General features: G+C 29.7%; 19 protein-coding genes. 18 read left to right on the forward strand and 1 reads right to left on the reverse strand.

Translation table 11 applies throughout. The features are described 5' to 3' along the window. Positions 1 to 9 precede the first annotated feature (9 nt). Genes GC105_RS09475 through GC105_RS09495 form a run of 5 tightly spaced genes read left to right on the forward strand, consistent with a single transcriptional unit; the run spans position 10 to position 3,105 of the window. Positions 10 to 663 carry a YggS family pyridoxal phosphate-dependent enzyme gene (locus GC105_RS09475; protein WP_152804098.1) on the forward strand — a complete coding sequence of 218 codons (654 nt, stop codon included), beginning with the start codon at positions 10 to 12 and terminating at the stop codon, positions 661 to 663. A gap of 18 nt (positions 664 to 681) precedes the next feature. Continuing rightward, on the forward strand, positions 682 to 1,152 hold the full coding sequence (locus tag GC105_RS09480; RefSeq protein ID WP_152804100.1) for a cell division protein SepF: 471 nt from the start codon (positions 682 to 684) through the stop codon (positions 1,150 to 1,152). 10 nt (positions 1,153 to 1,162) lie between these two features. Further along, positions 1,163 to 1,432: a YggT family protein gene (locus GC105_RS09485; RefSeq protein WP_152804101.1), complete on the forward strand. Its 270-nt coding sequence runs from the start codon at positions 1,163 to 1,165 to the stop codon at positions 1,430 to 1,432. Next, positions 1,429 to 2,184: a YlmH/Sll1252 family protein gene (locus GC105_RS09490; protein WP_152804103.1), complete on the forward strand. Its 756-nt coding sequence runs from the start codon at positions 1,429 to 1,431 to the stop codon at positions 2,182 to 2,184. Before GC105_RS09485 ends, GC105_RS09490 begins: the two co-directional genes overlap by 4 nt. Before the next feature lie 12 nt (positions 2,185 to 2,196). Further along, a complete protein-coding gene (locus GC105_RS09495) occupies positions 2,197 to 3,105 on the forward strand; it encodes an RluA family pseudouridine synthase (RefSeq protein ID WP_152804105.1) in 909 nt (302 codons plus the stop codon). A gap of 57 nt (positions 3,106 to 3,162) precedes the next feature. Here the strand turns inward: GC105_RS09495 and GC105_RS09500 are convergent, their stop codons facing one another. Continuing rightward, positions 3,163 to 4,929, reverse strand: a complete 1,767-nt coding sequence (locus tag GC105_RS09500) for an Rqc2 family fibronectin-binding protein (RefSeq protein ID WP_152804107.1) — start codon at positions 4,927 to 4,929, stop codon at positions 3,163 to 3,165. Positions 4,930 to 5,314: 385 nt separating this feature from the next. On the opposite strand from GC105_RS09500, the gene dapF reads away from it, so the two are divergent. From dapF to rsgA, 13 genes are all read left to right on the forward strand, one after another. After that, positions 5,315 to 6,136 (forward strand): diaminopimelate epimerase, encoded by an 822-nt coding sequence (gene dapF / locus GC105_RS09505; protein ID WP_152804109.1) that lies wholly within the window; start codon positions 5,315 to 5,317, stop codon positions 6,134 to 6,136. Positions 6,137 to 6,217: 81 nt separating this feature from the next. Beyond that, positions 6,218 to 7,087: a YicC/YloC family endoribonuclease gene (locus tag GC105_RS09510; RefSeq protein WP_246169814.1), complete on the forward strand. Its 870-nt coding sequence runs from the start codon at positions 6,218 to 6,220 to the stop codon at positions 7,085 to 7,087. 14 nt (positions 7,088 to 7,101) lie between these two features. Beyond that, positions 7,102 to 7,725: a guanylate kinase gene (gmk, locus tag GC105_RS09515; RefSeq protein ID WP_343030006.1), complete on the forward strand. Its 624-nt coding sequence runs from the start codon at positions 7,102 to 7,104 to the stop codon at positions 7,723 to 7,725. Positions 7,726 to 7,729: 4 nt separating this feature from the next. Further along, positions 7,730 to 7,921 (forward strand): DNA-directed RNA polymerase subunit omega, encoded by a 192-nt coding sequence (gene rpoZ / locus GC105_RS09520; protein ID WP_152804115.1) that lies wholly within the window; start codon positions 7,730 to 7,732, stop codon positions 7,919 to 7,921. Positions 7,922 to 8,071: 150 nt separating this feature from the next. Further along, positions 8,072 to 10,336 carry a replication restart helicase PriA gene (gene priA / locus GC105_RS09525; RefSeq protein ID WP_152804117.1) on the forward strand — a complete coding sequence of 755 codons (2,265 nt, stop codon included), beginning with the start codon at positions 8,072 to 8,074 and terminating at the stop codon, positions 10,334 to 10,336. Positions 10,337 to 10,351: 15 nt separating this feature from the next. Next, entirely contained in the window at positions 10,352 to 10,804 is a 453-nt protein-coding gene (gene def, locus GC105_RS09530; RefSeq protein ID WP_152804119.1) for a peptide deformylase, read from the forward strand. Beyond that, positions 10,804 to 11,745: a methionyl-tRNA formyltransferase gene (gene fmt / locus GC105_RS09535; RefSeq protein WP_152804121.1), complete on the forward strand. Its 942-nt coding sequence runs from the start codon at positions 10,804 to 10,806 to the stop codon at positions 11,743 to 11,745. Before def ends, fmt begins: the two co-directional genes overlap by 1 nt. Before the next feature lie 184 nt (positions 11,746 to 11,929). Further along, a complete protein-coding gene (locus GC105_RS09540; RefSeq protein WP_152804123.1) occupies positions 11,930 to 12,619 on the forward strand; it encodes a zinc metallopeptidase in 690 nt (229 codons plus the stop codon). A 3-nt stretch (positions 12,620 to 12,622) separates the two neighbouring features. Further along, positions 12,623 to 13,984, forward strand: a complete 1,362-nt coding sequence (rsmB, locus tag GC105_RS09545; RefSeq protein WP_152804125.1) for a 16S rRNA (cytosine(967)-C(5))-methyltransferase RsmB — start codon at positions 12,623 to 12,625, stop codon at positions 13,982 to 13,984. Between the two features lie 177 nt (positions 13,985 to 14,161). After that, complete coding sequence (rlmN, locus tag GC105_RS09550) at positions 14,162 to 15,199, forward strand: dual-specificity RNA methyltransferase RlmN (RefSeq protein ID WP_152804127.1); 1,038 nt, start codon at positions 14,162 to 14,164, stop codon at positions 15,197 to 15,199. 4 nt (positions 15,200 to 15,203) lie between these two features. Continuing rightward, complete coding sequence (locus GC105_RS09555; protein ID WP_152804129.1) at positions 15,204 to 15,941, forward strand: Stp1/IreP family PP2C-type Ser/Thr phosphatase; 738 nt, start codon at positions 15,204 to 15,206, stop codon at positions 15,939 to 15,941. Continuing rightward, positions 15,938 to 17,827, forward strand: coding sequence for a Stk1 family PASTA domain-containing Ser/Thr kinase (gene pknB, locus GC105_RS09560; RefSeq protein WP_152804131.1), 1,890 nt, complete (start codon positions 15,938 to 15,940; stop codon positions 17,825 to 17,827). Before GC105_RS09555 ends, pknB begins: the two co-directional genes overlap by 4 nt. 1 nt (position 17,828) lies before the next feature. Beyond that, positions 17,829 to 18,710: a ribosome small subunit-dependent GTPase A gene (gene rsgA, locus GC105_RS09565; protein WP_152804133.1), complete on the forward strand. Its 882-nt coding sequence runs from the start codon at positions 17,829 to 17,831 to the stop codon at positions 18,708 to 18,710. The last annotated feature ends 5 nt before the right edge of the window (positions 18,711 to 18,715 follow it).

An 18,715-nucleotide genomic window follows, 5' to 3' on the forward strand; every position in this document is an offset into this window, starting at 1 on the left:
GTGTAAACTATGAATATAGAAAAAAATCTAGATCAAATAATTGAAACAATTCCTAGTGATGTGAATCTAGTAGCTGTAACAAAAAACAGGACAGTTGAAGAGATTCAAAGAGTAGTTGATTATGGAATTATAGATCTTGGAGAAAATAGAGTTCAAGAATTAATAGAAAAATTTGATAAGGTTGTTGGGGATGTAAGATGGCATTTAATTGGACATCTACAGACTAATAAGGTTAAGTACATTATTGATAAAGTACATCTTATTCACTCTGTAGATAGCTTAAAGCTAGCAAAAGAGATCTCAAGTCAATCGAAGAAAAATAATATCTTCACTAAAATATTAATTCAGATAAATGTATCTAGAGAAGAAAGTAAATATGGCATTTATTTGCAAGATATAGAGTCATTTTTGTATGCTATTGACGAATTAGAGAATATTTCTGTCCAGGGCTTAATGACAATGGCACCCAATATTGAAAATATTGAAGAAATTCGTCATATTTTTAGGAAATTAAAAGAATTATATGATAAAATAAAGGATAAACAAAACTTATATAAAAATGTAGATATGAACTTCTTATCAATGGGTATGACTAATGATTATAGTACCGCTTTAGAAGAAGGATCTAATATAGTTAGAATAGGAAGAGGTATTTTTGTATAAAATAAAAGGAGGATATTTATGGCTAATAATTCATGGGGAAAAGTAAAAAATTTATTAGGTTTAGATATAGAAGATGAGTACGATGACGAAATGTTAGAAGAAGAAATCGAAGAAGAAGAAGAGGTAGAAGAGAAAAATCTTTTCAATAAAAAAAATAAGAAAGATAAAGGTATCGCTATGACTACTGCAACAACTTCCAAAAATTCAAAGGTTTTAGTAGTGGAGCCAGAATTTTTTAACGATGCTCCATCTATATGTGAAAATTTAAAAAATAATAAGACTGTTGTAGTAAATCTAGAAAATACAGACTATGAAGATGGAAGAAAAATTTTTGATTTTCTAAGTGGAGCAGTATTTGCTTTAGATGGGACTATTCAAAAAATAAGTGAAAATGTTTTTATTTTGGCACCTAATACTGTAGATGTGATTACTGACGACATAGTATCTAATACTACAAAAGACATACTAGATTGGGATTACGAAAAGTAGGAGTGTGTATATGTATCAAACTTTAATATCCGCAGGAAATGTTTTGTTTCAAATTATGAGTATGCTGTTATTAGCTAATGTAATATTTAGTTGGATTAAACCTAATAGGGAAAATCCCATAGTCAAGTTTATTTATAACGTAACTGAACCAATATTAGAACCATTTAGAAAGATAAAAATAGGAGGAGCACTTAACTTTTCAGCTTTTTTTGCAATATTATTTATTGAATATGTTCTAGCTCCTAGTTATAGATATCTAATTGGAATGTTGTTTTTATGAGTCATAATTATAATAAGAATACAATTTTTTTAAAAAAAATAAGCTATCGTGCTGAGAGATTAGATGATAGTTTAGTTTTTTTTGACTTTTACGATCCCTCACAACAAAATGATATTAAACGAGAGCTTAGTCTATATGAAGGATTAAGTTATGAATTTTTCGGAGGACATAATTTGTCCGAAAGAAAAATGTTATGCATTTTCTCTACAAATAAAAAACAATGTATTGAGTGGCCAATGTTAGTATGTAGTGCGTCAATAGATTTTAAAGTTGACCATCGTATGATTTTAGGCGCCATTATGCAATTAGGTATAAATAGAGAAACCCTTGGTGATATACTTATTCAAGATGATAAAGTGCAAATTGTAGCACGACAACATATTGCAAGTTATATATCTTATATATCTGTAAATTTACTAACGATAAAAGGTAGAGACACTCAATTTCTACTTGACGATATAACTGCTCTAAGTACTTACAAACAAAATTTTGAAATAATACAAGTAACTATTAATTCATTTAGAATAGATGCTATTATAAGTGCTGCTTATGGAATTTCAAGAGATACTGCCACTGATATTATAAAAAAACGTGGTGTAAAAATAAACCATGAGGAGAAAATAAAATCATCTCTAAATGCTCAAATAGGTGATTTGTTTTCAGTAAGAGGAAAAGGTAGATTTGTTTTAGATGAATTTAATGGATTAACGAAAAAAAATAAAAATAAAGTTACAATAAAAAAATACATGTGAGGTAAGTATAAAATGGAAATATATAATTTTATTATCAAAGAGCAGGATTTAAAAAAGCGTTTGGATCAGTTTTTAAGTGAAGTTATCCCAGACTTATCTAGAACATATATAAAGAAATTAATTGAAGATGACAATGTTACCGTTAATTTAGATAAAAGCAAAGTAAGTTATAAGCTTCAAGAAGGTGATGAGGTGCAAATTGGAGTACCAACTCCTGAAAAAATAAATGTAGAACCTCAAGATATTAATTTAGATATTGTATATGAAGATGAACATCTTGTAGTAGTAAATAAAGTACAAGGGATGGTTGTTCACCCTGCACCAGGTAATTATAGTGATACCTTGGTAAATGCATTATTATTTCATATAAAAGATCTATCAGATATTAACGGAGTATACAGACCTGGCATAGTTCATCGTATAGATAAAGATACATCAGGTTTATTAGTTGTTGCTAAGAGTGATTTAGCTCATAAGTCATTGAGTATTCAATTAAAAGACCATACTATAAACAGAAAGTACATTGCATTAGTGGAAGGTACAATAGTAGAGGAAAATGGTACTATTGATGCCCCAATTGGTCGACATCAAAATAATAGAAAAAAGATGACTGTAACTGATAAAAATTCAAAAAATGCTATTACTCATTTTAAGGTTATACGTAGGTTTAATAAAAATACATTAATAGAAGCTAAATTAAAAACAGGTAGAACACATCAAATAAGAGTACACATGTCATTTATAGGTCATCCTGTGGTAGGAGATAATACCTATGGTTTAATAAAACAAAAGTTATATTCAAAAGGTCAGCTGCTTCACGCTTACTTACTTGGATTTGACCACCCATCAACTGGAGAATATATGGAGTTTTCATCAGAAGTGCCTAAATATTTTCAAGCAGTGCTAGATGAATTATCTTAATATTTAAAGTATGATTTTTAAAGCTTTTAGTATTGTCTAAAAGCTTTAAAAAGACTATTAATATTTAATCAAATCTAGTGATAAAATTTCTTCTTCATTAGGAGTTACATAGACTGTTTTTTGATCAGTATAAATGACCATACCTGTTTTTAAGCCTTTGGGTTTCTTAACGTATTTTACAGCTGTGAAATCAACAGGAATATTACTAGAATTCCTTAATTTGCTATAGTATGCAGCTAGTAGTGCTGCAGTATAAACTAACTTTTCATCTACCTTGTCATAGTCTTTTTTAATTATCACATGAGAACCTGGAGCATCTTTTACATGCAGCCATAGATCAGTTTTAGATGCAAATTTCATGGTTAGATACTCATTTTGTTTATTGTTTTTTCCAACATATATTTCAACATTATTAAAAACATATTTTAAAGGTTGAGATAGTACATCTTCTTTCTTTTTCTTTTTATTTTTACTTCCTTGAGGTTTTAAGTACCCATTTTCTATTAATTCTTCTTTAATTTCATTAAATTCATTTATTTCACTACATTTATTAACATTATCAATTTGACTTTCTAAATAGTAAATTTCATCCTCGGTTATGGCGATCTGTTCTTCTAGATATTCTTTGGCTCTTTTTCCTTTGTTGTACTTCTTGAAGTATTTCTGCGCATTTTGTGAAGGTGACAATTGAATTGAGAGGGGGATTTCAATATCAACTCCAGTGTAATAGTCTAATAATACTGTAGATTGCTGCCCTTGTTTAAGTAAATAAATATTACTAGTAATAAGCTCTCCATATTTTCTGTAAATTTCAGAGTCATGTGCTTTTTGCAATTCGTCTAATTGCTTAGACTTTTTATTGTAGTTTCTATCCAATTTGTTATTTAACATTTGCATTATGCTAGATGCTCTATTCTTTATTCGAGATAGATTATCTTTCAAATAATAATATTCTTCAAGCAATATAGAAATTGATTCATAATTTTGGATATCATATAGTTCGTAATAAGTAAAAGCTATAGCAGAAAAATCATAAATCTTGCTTTTATTGTGGTTTGTATACATAATAGGTTTCATATGATGTGTTAAATTATTAAAAAGAGCTGTAAAGGTTTCAAATAATTTTAGTTTATTTTCTTCACTTAAACTACCGACTAATGTATCACTACTTATTTTAGCACGATGACATATCTCATGTGCTAGAGGGGGGCTAACTCCTATAAAAGAGTCCATTACAAATTTGTGAGTAGCCTTATTTTGTTTGTACAAATCAATAATTGATATAAAAGATTCAAGGTCCATTTCTCTTGGATCTCTTTTAGATTGAGGTGGATTGACATATTGTTTTCCTGGCAATACTTCTCTATAGCTACTAATATTTGTTCCAACTCTTTTAATACTATCTATAATTGTATTTTCAGGCTCGTTAATTAGTATGATATTGCTATGCCTTCCCATAATCTCAACTATTAGTTTTTTAGTTACATTATCACCTAACTCATTTTTCGAATTTAATGTTATTTCTATTATTCTATCTAAACTAACTTGACTAATATCTAGAATAACAGCATTTTGAAGATTTTTTCTAAGTAACATACAAAACATTGGTGGAGCTAAAGGGTTGTTTTTTGTTTTGTTAGTTAAGTAGACACGAGGATTGTTATTATTAGCTGATAATAGTAAACTATACTTGTTTCCTTTGTTGCTAATATTTAATATTATCTCATCTGATTCTGGTTGATAAATTTTGTTGATTTTACCTTGTATTAATTTGTTTTTAATTTCTTCCACTACACAAAATGTAGTTATTCCATCATATGGCATATTATTTCATCCTTTTTATTTCAGTCGTAAATTATTCATTTAATAGATTAAGCAAAATTTCAATCACTTTGCCCAGTTTTAATTCTCACTTAGCAATCATTATATCATAAATTACACGTTAATATTATGATCCATGGTTTGAGATTTTAAATCAACTTATTTAAGAATTACTAAGATTTATAGTGTAATAATGTAACACTTTATTTTGCTTGGATTTTAACATAAAAGATTTTATTAAGTATTTAACTAAAATATAGTTTGTACTTTGTTCATTGTGTTATAATATATTAATATTCAAAACTTGAGATGAGGTAAATTGTTAATTGATTTTATCTTATGAAAGAATTGTTATAGCTAATTAACTGATTTGGCAAAGGGTGTTGTTATGAATTTTTGTAAAATGCATGGTTTAGGAAATGATTTTATTGTAATAGAAAATTTACAAGGCAACTTATCATTAGATAAATTCCAAATTGTTTCTATTTGCGATAGAAGATATGGCATAGGGGCAGATGGTGTTATGATTGTAAATTCATCTGAGACTTGTGACATTAAAATGTCTTTTTTTAATTCAGATGGCAGTGAAGTGGAAATGTGTGGTAATGGAATACGATGTTTTGCTAAGTATGTATATGACAAAGATATTGTTAAAAAAAATCCAATAGATATTGAAACTTTAGCTGGTATAAAAACTACATTCCTAGAAATTCAAAATAGTAAAGTTATTAAAGTACAAGTGGATATGGGAACACCAATTTTCGAATCACAAAAGATACCTATTGATAATAGCAAAGAAAGAGCTATAGATGAAAAAGTTGAATTTAATGATCATTTAATTGATTTTTCTGCAATATCCATGGGTAATCCACACGTGGTGATTTTTGTAGATGATTTAGACAACTACCCTATAAAGAAAATAGGTCCATTCATTGAAAATCATTCTCTTTTCCCTAAAAAGACAAATGTGAATTTTGTACAAATAATTGATAATGAAAATATAAGAGTTGTAACTTGGGAGAGAGGAGCAGGTCTAACTTTAGCATGTGGAACTGGCACTTGCGCTAGTGTGGCAATTGCAAACTATAAAGGATTTGTAAAGAAAAAAGTAAATGCTTCATTACCTGGTGGAAATTTATTAATAGAAATAAAAGATACAATCTATATGACAGGAGAAGCTGTCACAGTGTTTGAAGGTATTATAGAATAATATTGTTAAACAACGTATTTATCTACTAGGGTGATAATTATTATAAAATACTAGTACATGGAGGTGACATGTTTGAAAAGTATGACTGGTTTTGGTAGAGGAGAATATAAAGATGATCAATATGAAATAATAGTAGAGATAAAAAGTATTAATCATCGGTATAAAGATTTTTTTATCAAAATTCCTAGACAAATTTCCATGATGGAGGAAAATATTCGTAGATATGTAAGTGAACATATTTCTAGAGGTCGTGTGGAAGTCAATATTAAATTAAATAAAAGTAATGTTAGTGATAAATCATTGTACCTTAATAATAACCTAGCTCAAGAATATATAGAGTGCCTTAATGCAATTAAAAACAATTTCAACGAGGTTACAGGAGATATATCTTTGTCGCTTATTTCAAGATTTCCAGATATAATAACTACTGTAGAAGATGAAGTCGATTTAGAGTACTTATGGAAAAAAATCAAACCTGGTTTACAAGATGCTGTAGCAAACACATTGAAAAGTCGAGAAAGTGAAGGGGATATTCTTAAAACAGATTTTGAAAAAAGATTGCAATATATTACCGGATATCTTGATATCATTATAAAAGAAGCGCCTAATGTTACTATTGAGTATAAAAAACGTTTAGAGATTAAAATGCGAGAGTATACCCAAGCAGTTGAACTTGATGAGGTACGTCTATTGAATGAAGTTGCAATTTTTTCCGACAAAGTAAGTGTGGACGAAGAAATTACAAGATTAAAAAGTCATATAGAGCGATTTTATACAATTATGTCTGAAAAAGAACCAGTGGGAAGAAAAATAGATTTTTTAATTCAAGAAATGAATCGAGAAATTAATACCATTGGGTCTAAATCCAATAGTATTGATATATCTAACTCTGTAGTAGATATGAAAAGTGAACTTGAAAAAATGAGAGAGCAAATACAAAATATTGAATAATGAGGGAAATAATAGTGACTAAATTCTACCAAAAAGAGAAAGGTTTGCTGATAGTAATTTCAGGGCCTTCAGGAGCAGGAAAAGGGACAGTCTGTAAAGAACTGTTAAATAATTACGATAACTTATTAGTTTCTATTTCAGCTACAACTAGAGATCCTCGGCCAGGCGAAGTAGATGGGGAAAACTATTATTTCATTAATAAAGAAAACTTTTTAGATATGATAGGCAATAACCAATTTTTAGAGTATGCTAAAGTATATGATAATTATTATGGTACGCCATCTAAACAAGTTTTAGATTTGATGGATCAGGGAACTGACGTTATTTTAGAGATAGACATACAAGGTGCATCACAAGTAAGAGCAAATTATCCAGAGGGAATTTATATTTTTGTTGTTCCTCCTTCAATTAATGAATTGAAAAAGAGAATCACTGAAAGGGGTACAGAAAATAAAACTCAAATGGATAAAAGATTAGATTGTGCATATGATGAAATTAGAAATGCGAATAAATACAGTTATATTGTAATCAATGATAAAGTAGATATAGCCGCAAAACAAATTGCAGCTATTATAACCGCAGAAAAATGTCGATCAGTACGATTAGAAAGTAAAATAGAAGAAATTATCGGGAGGTAATACAATGAGATACCCAGCAATTAATAAATTATTAGAGAAAGTGGATAATAAGTACTCTCTTATCCTAGTAACTGCAAAACGAGCACGTCAATTAATAGATGGTGCCCCAACAGATATTGTATTAGATAATAAGAATCCAGTTTCAATAGCCACTGAAGAAATTATTCAAGATAAGATAAAGTATGAGTATAAGTAAAAAAAAAATTGCAACAGCATTATGCTATTGCAATTTTTTTAAAGAGTAGTAGTGAGTATCTGTAAATAGACAACTTGGCTATCCGCATAATCACAAGAAACAGGCAAAGCATGTTTCTTATAGTAAAAATACTTTATAAGGAATGAATTGATGAAAATTGCAGCAGTTTTTATAAATCAATTAAATAGTAACATGGATCATTCCTTTGACTATTTTATTCCTTCTCATTTAGACTATATAGATATAGGTGTTAGAATTGTTGTGCCTTTTGGTATTAAAAATAAATCTATAGATGGTTTAGTAGTAGAAATAAAAGAGAAGAGTGAATTTAAAGGATTAAAGACAATTGAGGGTGTAATTTGCAACTATCCAAAACTAAGCATGTGGCAAGTTGAAATGTGTTTTTGGATGCAAAAAAATTATCACTGTTATTTTATGGAGGCTGTAAGTTGCTATATTCCAAGTAATATGAAATACAAGAAAGTTAAAATAGATAATAAAATAGAGTATCTCTTAAATAATTCAGAGCAAAAGATAAAATATTATAAACTTTCTGGCAAGTATTCATTAAAGGAAGATTATTTAAATACAACTAGGCCAAATGCTTTAATGCAGAGACAAGTATTATCCTGTTTAAATGATATACCAACTAGCTTGGAGGATTTAAAAGGGTTGACGAATTGCACTGGAGGAACGCTTAAGTCGTTAATAGAAAAAGGATTAATTGAGGAATGTAGTAAAGTTAATATTAGAAATCCTTATAAAGAGAAAGAATATAGTTATCCTGAAAATAATCTTAATTACTATCAGCAAAAGTCTTTAGATGCTTTTGTAGAGGCAATGGAACCAAGTACCTTTCTCATTCATGGTGTAACAGGTAGCGGAAAGACAGAGGTGTTTCTACGTTTAATAGAAGAAACTATTAAAAAAGATAAAGGATGCTTGTATTTAGTTCCTGAAATTTCTCTAACATCTCAAGTTATAGAAAGAATTATGGGAAGATTTAAACAAGATATTGGAATAATTCATAGTAAATTGAATGCAGGAGAAAGAATAGATCAATGGAACAATATCAAATCTAAGAACTATAATATCGTATTAGGTGCTAGATCGGCAATATTTGCTCCTATGGACAATATAGGTTTAATAATTATGGATGAAGAACATGAAAATACATATAAATCCTCAAATAGACCAAGATATAACACTGTAGGGATAGCTAAAAAGCTACAGGAAATGCACGGTTGTCATATTGTGCTAGGAAGTGCTACTCCTTCGGTCACGTCCTACTATAATGCAATACACAATGATATTCATTTACTTGAATTACCAAACAGAGTAAATGATATCCCAATGCCTAAAATAGAAATTGTAAATATGAAAGACGAACTATATGCAGGGAATAGAACTGTAATTAGTAGAGCCCTTTTCGAAGGTATAGAGAATAATATAAAAAGTGGTGAGCAGACGATATTATTCCTAAATAAAAGAGGCTATTCTAGCTTTGTTTTTTGTAGAAATTGTGGATTTGTCGTAAGATGTTCAAATTGTGACATTAGTATGACATACCATCATAGCTCAAGAGAGATGTTATGCCACTACTGTTCCCATAAAAGCATGGTTCCCAGTATTTGCCCTAAATGTAAAAGCAATAAAATTAAGCATACTGGTTCAGGTACCCAAAAATTAGAGTTGCAATTACATAAATACTTTCCACAAGCCAAAATACTTCGTATGGACACAGATTCTATGCAAAAAAAAGGTGCATATGATAGTGCTATTCACAAATTTTCTAGTGGACAAGCAGATATACTTTTAGGGACTCAAATGGTTACAAAAGGCTTTGATTTTCAAAATGTTACATTAGTAGGAGTAATACTCGCTGATTCTACATTGAATATACCTGATTTCAAAGCTAGCGAGAGAACTTTCCAACTAATAACACAAGTAGCAGGTAGGGCAGGTAGAGGTACTAAACTTGGTAATGTAGTAGTCCAAACGTATGAACCAAATCATTACTCTATTACCCTATCAAAAAATCATGATTACAATAGTTTTTATGAAAAAGAAATTTCATACAGAAAAATGATGAATTATCCTCCTTTTTCGGATATTATATATATAGGTTTTACTAATGAAAATGAAGAAGTGGTATCAAAAGACTGTCACAAATATTATAATAGTTTATTAAAATGCTTGCAGGATAATAATTTACATGAGCTAGTTAAAGAGATGTTTAACCCAACTTTATCACCTGTAAAAAAGATTAATAATAGGTTTCGGTGGTATTTTATAATTAAGACGGTACACATTAAATTATATAATGAAATCATATACAATTTAAATTTAAATAAGGATATATCAGATATAAGTTCTACTAAAATCATAGATATAAATCCAAATACTATACTATAGGAGGCAACAATAACAATGGCATTAAGAAATATACGAGTACACGAAGATCCAGTTCTTAGGAAGAAAGCTAGGAAAGTTGAGGAAATTAACGAGAGAATTAAAGAACTTGTAAGAGATATGACTGAAACTATGTATGATGCAGATGGTATAGGTCTTGCTGCACCTCAAATAGGCGTTCTTAGAAGAGTAGCGGTGATAGATATTGGAGAAGGTCCTCTTACGCTAATAAATCCAGTTATAATAAAAAGTGATGGTTCTCAAATAGACTTAGAGGGATGTTTGAGTTTACCTGGCATTAACGAAGAGGTAAATCGCCCTAATTATGTTAAAGTAAAATATATGGATTTACAAGGAAATCAGCATACAATTGAAGGAACAGATTTATTAGCACGTGCAATTTGCCATGAAATAGACCATTTAGAGGGGATACTATTTACTGATAAATCAATCAAAGAGGAGATAGTTTAATGCGGATTGTTTTTATGGGTACACCTGATTTTGCTTATGTACCGTTAAATGCATTAATTGAGTCCAACCGCCACGATGTAGTTGCTGTAATAACTCAACCAGACAAGGCAAATACTAGAGGCAGAAAAATAGTTTATTCTCCTGTGAAAGCTTTAGCTATTGAAAGTAAGTTAGATATCTTACAGCCTGCTAATATTAAGAATATAGATGCAATTAATGCAATAAGTAAATTAAATCCAGATATAGTGGTAGTAGTTGCATATGGGCAACTACTACCACTAGAAATATTAAATATGCCGAAGTATGGTTGCATTAATATACATGCGTCCTTGCTCCCGCGTTACAGAGGTTCAGCACCCATTCATTGGAGTATTATAAATGGGGAAGTTGAAACAGGTGTAACTACTATGTATATGGATCAAGGCATGGATACTGGAGATATTATATATCAAGAAAAGGTTAAAATAGGTGATCAAACTACAGTTGGTGAACTATATGAAGAATTAGCTGTACTCGGCACTAATTTGCTTTTAAAGACGCTTGCTGATCTGGAAACTGGTACAGCTCCTAGAAAAAAACAAGACGAAAAACTAAGTTCTTACGCACCACTATTGACAAAAGACATGGCAAGAATAAATTGGAATAATACAACTAGTAATATTATAAATTTAATAAGAGGAACTAACCCATGGCCAGTTGCATATACACATTATCACGACCAAAAAGTTAAGATATATACTGCAAAATCATATGAATCACCAGAAGAAATTGATTACAAACCAGGAACAATAATAAGATATGAAAAAAACAAAGGTTTGTTAATAAAAACTATGGATAGTAGCCTATATTTACAAGTAATACAATTTTCTAATAAGAAAAGAATGCATATAGACGATTATTTAAAGGGCAATACTATAGAGATAGGGCATACCCTAGACTAAATTTTAACGAAGATGTGAAACATAGGGTACAGTATATTGAAACAGCCATGATGTATTTGTGTCCTTTGATTTTAAGATTATTTTAAGGTAAGTAAAGTATTATGTAAGAAATAGACGAGTAGAAATTATATTATTAAAATGAATATTAAATAAATATTTGAAATAAATAAATGGAGGTTTTCGTATGTTTTATCCAATGTTTTTATACCCATCCATGATTATACTTTTACCTGGATTAATTCTTGCAGCGTATGCTCAGTTTAAGGTGAAAACAACATATAATAAGTATCTAAAAGTAGCAAATCAAAGAGGAATAACTGGTGCTGAAACAGCTAGTCGTATATTGAAAAAAAATGGGATATATGATGTTACTGTGGAGCAAGTTGGAGGAAAACTCTCGGATCATTATGATCCCACCAAAAAAAAGCTTAGATTATCTAATGAAGTATACAATGGAAGAAGCATTGCTTCTATCGCTATAGCGGCACATGAAGTTGGCCACGCTATTCAACACAATAAAAGCTATGCTCCTTTAACTCTTAGAAGTACAATTGCACCTGTAGTAGGGTTTACTTCAAATTCTGCATGGTTTTTATTTTTCATAGGAATTCTGTTTAATTTCCCGCAATTAATGACTTTAGGGATTTTATTCTTTGCATCTGCAGTAATATTCAACATAGTAACACTTCCTGTAGAATTTAACGCAAGTAGTAGAGCCTTAACACAATTGGAATCGGAATATTTAGTCTACGACGATGAAGGTATTGGCGTAAAGAAAGTCTTAAATGCAGCTGCCCTTACGTATGTTGCAGCAACTATTGTTGCTTTTTTACAATTACTAAGGATGGTTTTACTGAGAGGTTCAAGAGATTAATTTATGCAAAATAAAATAGATTACCCAAGAGAAGTGGCTATTAAATTACTATATGAGATTAACACTAATGATGCTTTTATTAACATAGTTTTAAAAAAAAGTTTAAAAAATTCTCTCTTAAAAGATGTGGACAGATCTTTTATTAATGCCCTAGTTAACGGCGTGATAAAAAACCGCAATTATTGTGATTGGATTATTACTAATCATAGCAAAACAAAATTTGAAAAAATCTCACCTTGGATAAAAGAAATACTTCGCTTATCAGTTTTTCAGATATTTTTTCTCGATAAAGTACCTGATTCTGCTGCTGTAAATGAAAGTGTTAAATTAAGTAAGAAATATTCAAAGGGAAAAGCTGATAAATTTGTTAATGGTGTTTTAAGAAATATAATTCGAAATAAGGATGAAATTATCAACAAAAATTTTACTCAACATGAAGAGTTAATAATAAAATATTCAGCACCAGTGTGGATTGCAGAACTATTAAAAAATCAATACAAATTAAGTACTGTTAAAAGTTTTTTTATAGAATCTTTGAATAGTGCACCTACGACAATACGTGTGAATAAACTAAAAATTAATAAAAACGATTTAATTAAAATATTAGAAGAAGAAGATATAGATGTATATGACGCAAAATTATGCGAAAGCGCTATTGTCATCAAAAATTTTGGAGATATAACAAAATACAATAGTTATAAAGATGGATTATTTATAATACAAGATGAAGCAGCAATGTTAGTTGTAGATGTTTTAGATCCAAAACCTGGAGATATAGTATTAGATATGTGTAGTGCACCTGGAGGAAAAACAACACATATAGGAGAAAAAATTCTTGATCAGCCGGGATTAAGCGCTAGAGATATATACCAACATAAATTGGAATTAATAAATGAAAACTGCAATAGGTTACATCTTGAAAATGTTAAATTAGAATTAAAAAATGGTAGTGTACTTTATAGTGAAGATATAGAAAAGTACGATAAAATCTTACTCGACGCTCCTTGCTCAGGTCTTGGTATAATCAGGAGAAAACCTGATATAAAGTGGAAACTAAAAAAGCAGGATATAAACAGCATTATTAAATTACAGAAACAGTTAATAGATAATGCATTCACTTACCTTAAACCTGGTGGAGTGCTAGTCTACAGTACTTGTACTATTAACAAGATGGAAAATCAAGAGATTGTAGAATATCTAATGAACAAATATAAAAATGCAGTGTTGTTAGATATTGAAAACGTAAATAAAGATATTTTACTAAACGACAAGTTTATTCAAACTTTTCCAGAGCTTGATGGATGTGATGGTTTTTTTATTAGTAAGATACTAAAGGCTAGTAAAGATATACACGGTAAAAGCTAATGATTATATAATCAAGTTTGTTCTTTTCATAAAATAAACTGCATATTGTGCAGTTTATTTTATGAGAAAAAATATGAGGTTATTGCTTGTTTTATACCAAATACCTATTCTTGTTATGGCATAACTCTCTAAACTTTGTTATGATATAAAGGAATTTATTAATGAAAGGACAAACTTATGACTAATTTAATTGGTTTATCCCAAGAAGAGTTGCAAAAGATAGCTGAGGATCTTGGAGAACCTAAATTTAGAGCAGATCAAATTTATAAATGGATTTATGGACATAGAGTTGACGAAATAGATGAAATGAATAATGTTTCTAAAAAGTTTAGACAAAAATTAAAACTAGAATATAAACTTGATCATATTAAAGTGCTTAAAGTATTAAAAGACAATAATGATGATACTCATAAATTCTTATTATCCTTAGATGATGATAATATTATTGAATGTGTACTTATGAAATACACCTATGGATTCACATTGTGCATCTCAACACAAATTGGGTGTAAAATGGGATGCAAATTCTGTGCATCGACAATAGATGGAATAGTAAGAAATTTAAGTAGTGGCGAGATGATAGATCAAATATTGGTTATAGAAAATTATTTAAATATTAGAGTTTCAAATATTGTGCTAATGGGAAGTGGAGAACCCTTAGATAATTATGACGAAGTATTAAAATTCGTATATAATGTTAATAATCCAAATGGAGTAGGGCTTGGTAAAAGGCATATTACATTATCTACTTGCGGTATTGTGCCTAAAATTTATGAACTAGCAGATGAAAATTTACAAATTAATTTATCTTGTTCACTGCATGCGCCAAATAACAGTATTAGAAATAAAATGATGCCTATTAATAAAAAATATCCTATTGAGGAATTAATAGAAGCGTGTAAATATTATGTTAATAAAACAGGACGTCGTGTTACTTTTGAATATGCAATGATTAGTGGCACAAATGATAGTCTAGATTGTGCTAAGGAGTTAGAATTTAAACTTAGAGATATTATTTGTCTAATTAATTTAATACCGATTAATGAAATTAAAGAAAGTAGCTTTATAAAAAGTGAAAAAGATAATATAATAAAATTTAGCAAGTATTTAAATACCGTAGGGATTCAAACAACTATAAGAAGAGAATTAGGGTCAAGTATAAATGCAGCATGTGGGCAGTTGCGTAGAGATATATTAAATAACCCTGAGAGGTGAAATTATGAATTTAGGTTATAAAAGCCATATCGGCAAAGTAAGAACGGTAAATCAAGATGCTTATTTTGTACTTGATAATCCAAATAGTAATATAAAAGTATTTGCCGTTGCAGATGGACTAGGTGGTCATAATGCAGGTGAAGTTGCAAGTAATATGTTGATTGAAAAAATAAGTGATACATTTAATCAAAGCATCTTAATCAATGGTGTAGTTAATCAAGATATAGTCATAGAAAAAATAAAAAGTGTAAACAGAGAGATATTTGAAAAAGGTATACAGAATGAACATCTTAATAAAATGGGTACAACTTTAAGTCTTACAGTTATAGTAAACGAAATTATTTATATATTTCATGTAGGTGATAGTAGAACATATATAGTAAATCAAAAAGAAATACTACAGTTAACAAAGGATCATTCACTAGTTGAACAGCTTGTAATGCAAGGGGAGATATCAAGGCAAGAAGCTGAGAATCATCCTAATAAAAATGTCCTTACAAGAGCTATAGGTACTGATCAAGAGATAGAAATTGATTTTTACAAGTATGCTGTAAAAAAATCGGATAAGATATTACTATGTACTGATGGTCTTACAAATTTATTGAATACAGAAGAAATAAAAGAAATTATAAATAATAATAATTGTAAAGATGCAGTAGAAGAGTTAATTGATAAAGCCAATGAATATGGTGGCTTTGATAATATTACTGCAATAGTTTACGAGCCGGAGGTGTCCCTATGACGGGTAAACTCTTAGGAGGCAGGTATGAACTTATTGAAGTTATTGGTATTGGTGGAATGGCAATTGTATATAAAGCAAAAGATAAACTGCTAAATAGACTTGTTGCTGTAAAGGTGTTAAAAAATGAATTTAATGAAAATGAACAGTTCATTAATAAATTTAAGCGAGAGTCACAATCTGCTGCAAGTCTTTCACATAATAATATTGTTAATGTATTTGATGTAGGAGTAGAAGAAAATAATCATTATATAGTTATGGAGCTAGTTAGTGGTCAAACACTAAAAGCATATATTAAAGAAAAAGGCGAATTACCATGGAAAGAAGCACTATTCTTAGTTAAGCAGATAGCATTTGCATTAGATCATGCACATAAAAATAAAATTATTCATAGAGATATTAAACCTCATAATATAATTTTAAATGATGAAATGATACCTAAAGTAACAGATTTTGGTATAGCTAGAGCAATTTCTAGTGCAACTATAACACTAGTTGAAGAAACCATGGGATCAGTGCATTATATTTCACCTGAGCAAGCTCGTGGTGGATTTGTAGATGAAAAATCTGACTTGTACTCACTAGGTATTGTGTTGTTTGAGATGATAACTGGAAAAGTACCATTCGATAGTGACAATTCTGTATCCATTGCGATAAAACATATTCAAGAAGATATAGAGCTCCCAGATGATCTAGATGATGTACCTTTAGGGTTATTAGATATCATAATGAAACTAGTTAAAAAGAACCCAATCGACAGATATAAAAATTCTAGAGAGTTAATTAAAGACTTGATATTAATACAAAATAATCCTGCTGCTAGGATTGATGATTTGCAAAGTGAGTTTCAAACAAAAAAAACGCCGATTATAGCCGACAATCAATTAAACAAGAAAGATAAACAAGAAAAAGGTAAAGATAAGAAAAAAATTAGAAAGAAAGTTATTATAGCAGTAGTAATACTATCTGTCTTGTGTGGAATGGTGATATTTGCTCTAAATAGTATGATACAGGTTCAAGAGGTTGAAGTTCCAGCATTGGAAGGAAAGAGCTTGACTGAGGCAATTGAAATTTTAGAAGAAAATAATTTAGAATACATTATAGAAAAAAGAGAGCATAGTTCACAGGTAGAAAAGGATCATATTATTAAACAAAACCCGGCTGCAGGTGCAGTTTTAAAAGAAGATCAATCTGTTAAACTAATAGTAAGTGATGGTCCTAAAGAAGTGATATTGCCTGATGTGACAGATAAATTTGAAGTAGAAGGTACACAAATCCTTGAAAACATGGGTTTTGTTATAGAAGAAGTTACAAGGGAGTTTAAGGATCAATATGACAAAGACAAAATATATGAGCAGTATCCAGCTGCAGGAACTTCACTAGTGGAAGGATCAGAAATAAAATTATACGTGAGCAAAGGTAAAAATACTGTAGTAATTACCGATTTGACAGGAAAAAGTCTTGAAGAGGCAAAAAATATAATATTGTCTGCAGGCCTAGTAGTTGGAGGAGATATACAAGAGGTAACAAGTGAAAAATACGATAAAAATGTTGTTGTATCGCAAACTCCAAAGGGTGGTCAGGAAGTGGCTAAAGACTCAGTAGTCAATCTAACTGTTAGCAGTGGGTTAATTAAAACAAAATCTGTAACAATAAATTTAAATCCCTATGTTGAGGGTGACAATGATGATGATGACGAAGAAAGTGAACCGCAAAAGTTAAGAGTAAGAGTATTATTAATTAACCAAGCAAATGAGTCCACTGTTGCTTATAATCAAGAGCATCTCTCTAATGAGACTATAACAGTAAATTTAAAAGGTGTAGGAGTACAGTATTATCAGGTTCAAATTAATAATACATTGTATGAACCTGCAATTATAAGTTTTTAATATGAATAAAATAAATGGAATAATAATAAAAGGAATCGGCGGATTTTATTATGTAAAGAGTGGAAAAGATATTCATGAGTGTAAACCTAGAGGATTATTTAGGAAGAATAAATTCAAGCCTTTGCCAGGAGATTATGTTGAATTAGAGCTAGATGGGACTAATATTGGAACAATAACCAAAGTGTATCCAAGAAAAAATTACCTCATAAGGCCACCAATCAGTAACATTACTCAGAATATTGTTGTTTCAGCTATGATTCATCCTCAAATCAACTATGGTTTTTTAAATAAAATTTTAGTTTACGCAGAGACTATGGATATTGTTAACGTACTTTGTTTTAATAAGGTAGACCTAGCTACTATTGAGGCACAAATGGAAATTGAGAGTGCTTTTAAGAATACTGGATATAAAACTATTTTTACAAGTACTGTAGATGATTCTGGTATAGAAGATTTAAAACAAGTATTAAAAAATAATGTGAATGTCTTTTCTGGAGCTTCAGGTGTTGGTAAATCATCGATTCTAAATAGAGTTATTCCCAATCTACAAGTTGAAATAGGAGAATTAAGTAGGAAAATAGAACGAGGTAAGCATACTACAAGACAAGTAGAACTATTTGAAATAGATGAAGATACATTTATAGCGGATACTCCTGGATTTAGTAATATAGACGTACTAGAAAATATTGAAGTTGAAGAATTAATGAATTATTTTCCGGATTTTTCATCGTATTTAGGTAAATGCAAATATAATTCGTGTATTCATCATAAAGAACCTGGCTGCGCAGTAAAAGAAGCAGTTTTAAATGATGAGATTTCAAAAATTCGTTATGATAGCTATATTGAAATAATAAGTCAAATAAAAGATACTAGAAAATACTGAGGGTA

Origin of the sequence: Alkalibaculum sporogenes (assembly GCF_009362815.1) — a bacterium.
Classification (GTDB): domain Bacteria; phylum Bacillota; class Clostridia; order Eubacteriales; family Alkalibacteraceae; genus Alkalibaculum_A; species Alkalibaculum_A sporogenes.

Excerpts from the sequence above, each read along its gene's own strand:
- rsgA (WP_152804133.1), top strand. The coding sequence starts at position 17,829 with ATGAATAAAATAAATGGAATAATAATAAAAGGAATCGGCGGATTTTAT.
- GC105_RS09475 (WP_152804098.1), top strand. The coding sequence starts at position 10 with ATGAATATAGAAAAAAATCTAGATCAAATAATTGAAACAATTCCTAGT.
- GC105_RS09495 (WP_152804105.1), top strand. The coding sequence starts at position 2,197 with ATGGAAATATATAATTTTATTATCAAAGAGCAGGATTTAAAAAAGCGT.
- GC105_RS09500 (WP_152804107.1), bottom strand. The coding sequence starts at position 4,929 with ATGCCATATGATGGAATAACTACATTTTGTGTAGTGGAAGAAATTAAA.
- rlmN (WP_152804127.1), top strand. The coding sequence starts at position 14,162 with ATGACTAATTTAATTGGTTTATCCCAAGAAGAGTTGCAAAAGATAGCT.
- rsmB (WP_152804125.1), top strand. The coding sequence starts at position 12,623 with ATGCAAAATAAAATAGATTACCCAAGAGAAGTGGCTATTAAATTACTA.
- GC105_RS09480 (WP_152804100.1), top strand. The coding sequence starts at position 682 with ATGGCTAATAATTCATGGGGAAAAGTAAAAAATTTATTAGGTTTAGAT.
- fmt (WP_152804121.1), top strand. The coding sequence starts at position 10,804 with ATGCGGATTGTTTTTATGGGTACACCTGATTTTGCTTATGTACCGTTA.
- GC105_RS09490 (WP_152804103.1), top strand. The coding sequence starts at position 1,429 with ATGAGTCATAATTATAATAAGAATACAATTTTTTTAAAAAAAATAAGC.
- GC105_RS09555 (WP_152804129.1), top strand. The coding sequence starts at position 15,204 with ATGAATTTAGGTTATAAAAGCCATATCGGCAAAGTAAGAACGGTAAAT.
- def (WP_152804119.1), top strand. The coding sequence starts at position 10,352 with ATGGCATTAAGAAATATACGAGTACACGAAGATCCAGTTCTTAGGAAG.
- GC105_RS09485 (WP_152804101.1), top strand. The coding sequence starts at position 1,163 with ATGTATCAAACTTTAATATCCGCAGGAAATGTTTTGTTTCAAATTATG.
- priA (WP_152804117.1), top strand. The coding sequence starts at position 8,072 with ATGAAAATTGCAGCAGTTTTTATAAATCAATTAAATAGTAACATGGAT.
- dapF (WP_152804109.1), top strand. The coding sequence starts at position 5,315 with ATGAATTTTTGTAAAATGCATGGTTTAGGAAATGATTTTATTGTAATA.
- GC105_RS09510 (WP_246169814.1), top strand. The coding sequence starts at position 6,218 with ATGACTGGTTTTGGTAGAGGAGAATATAAAGATGATCAATATGAAATA.
- pknB (WP_152804131.1), top strand. The coding sequence starts at position 15,938 with ATGACGGGTAAACTCTTAGGAGGCAGGTATGAACTTATTGAAGTTATT.
- GC105_RS09540 (WP_152804123.1), top strand. The coding sequence starts at position 11,930 with ATGTTTTATCCAATGTTTTTATACCCATCCATGATTATACTTTTACCT.
- rpoZ (WP_152804115.1), top strand. The coding sequence starts at position 7,730 with ATGAGATACCCAGCAATTAATAAATTATTAGAGAAAGTGGATAATAAG.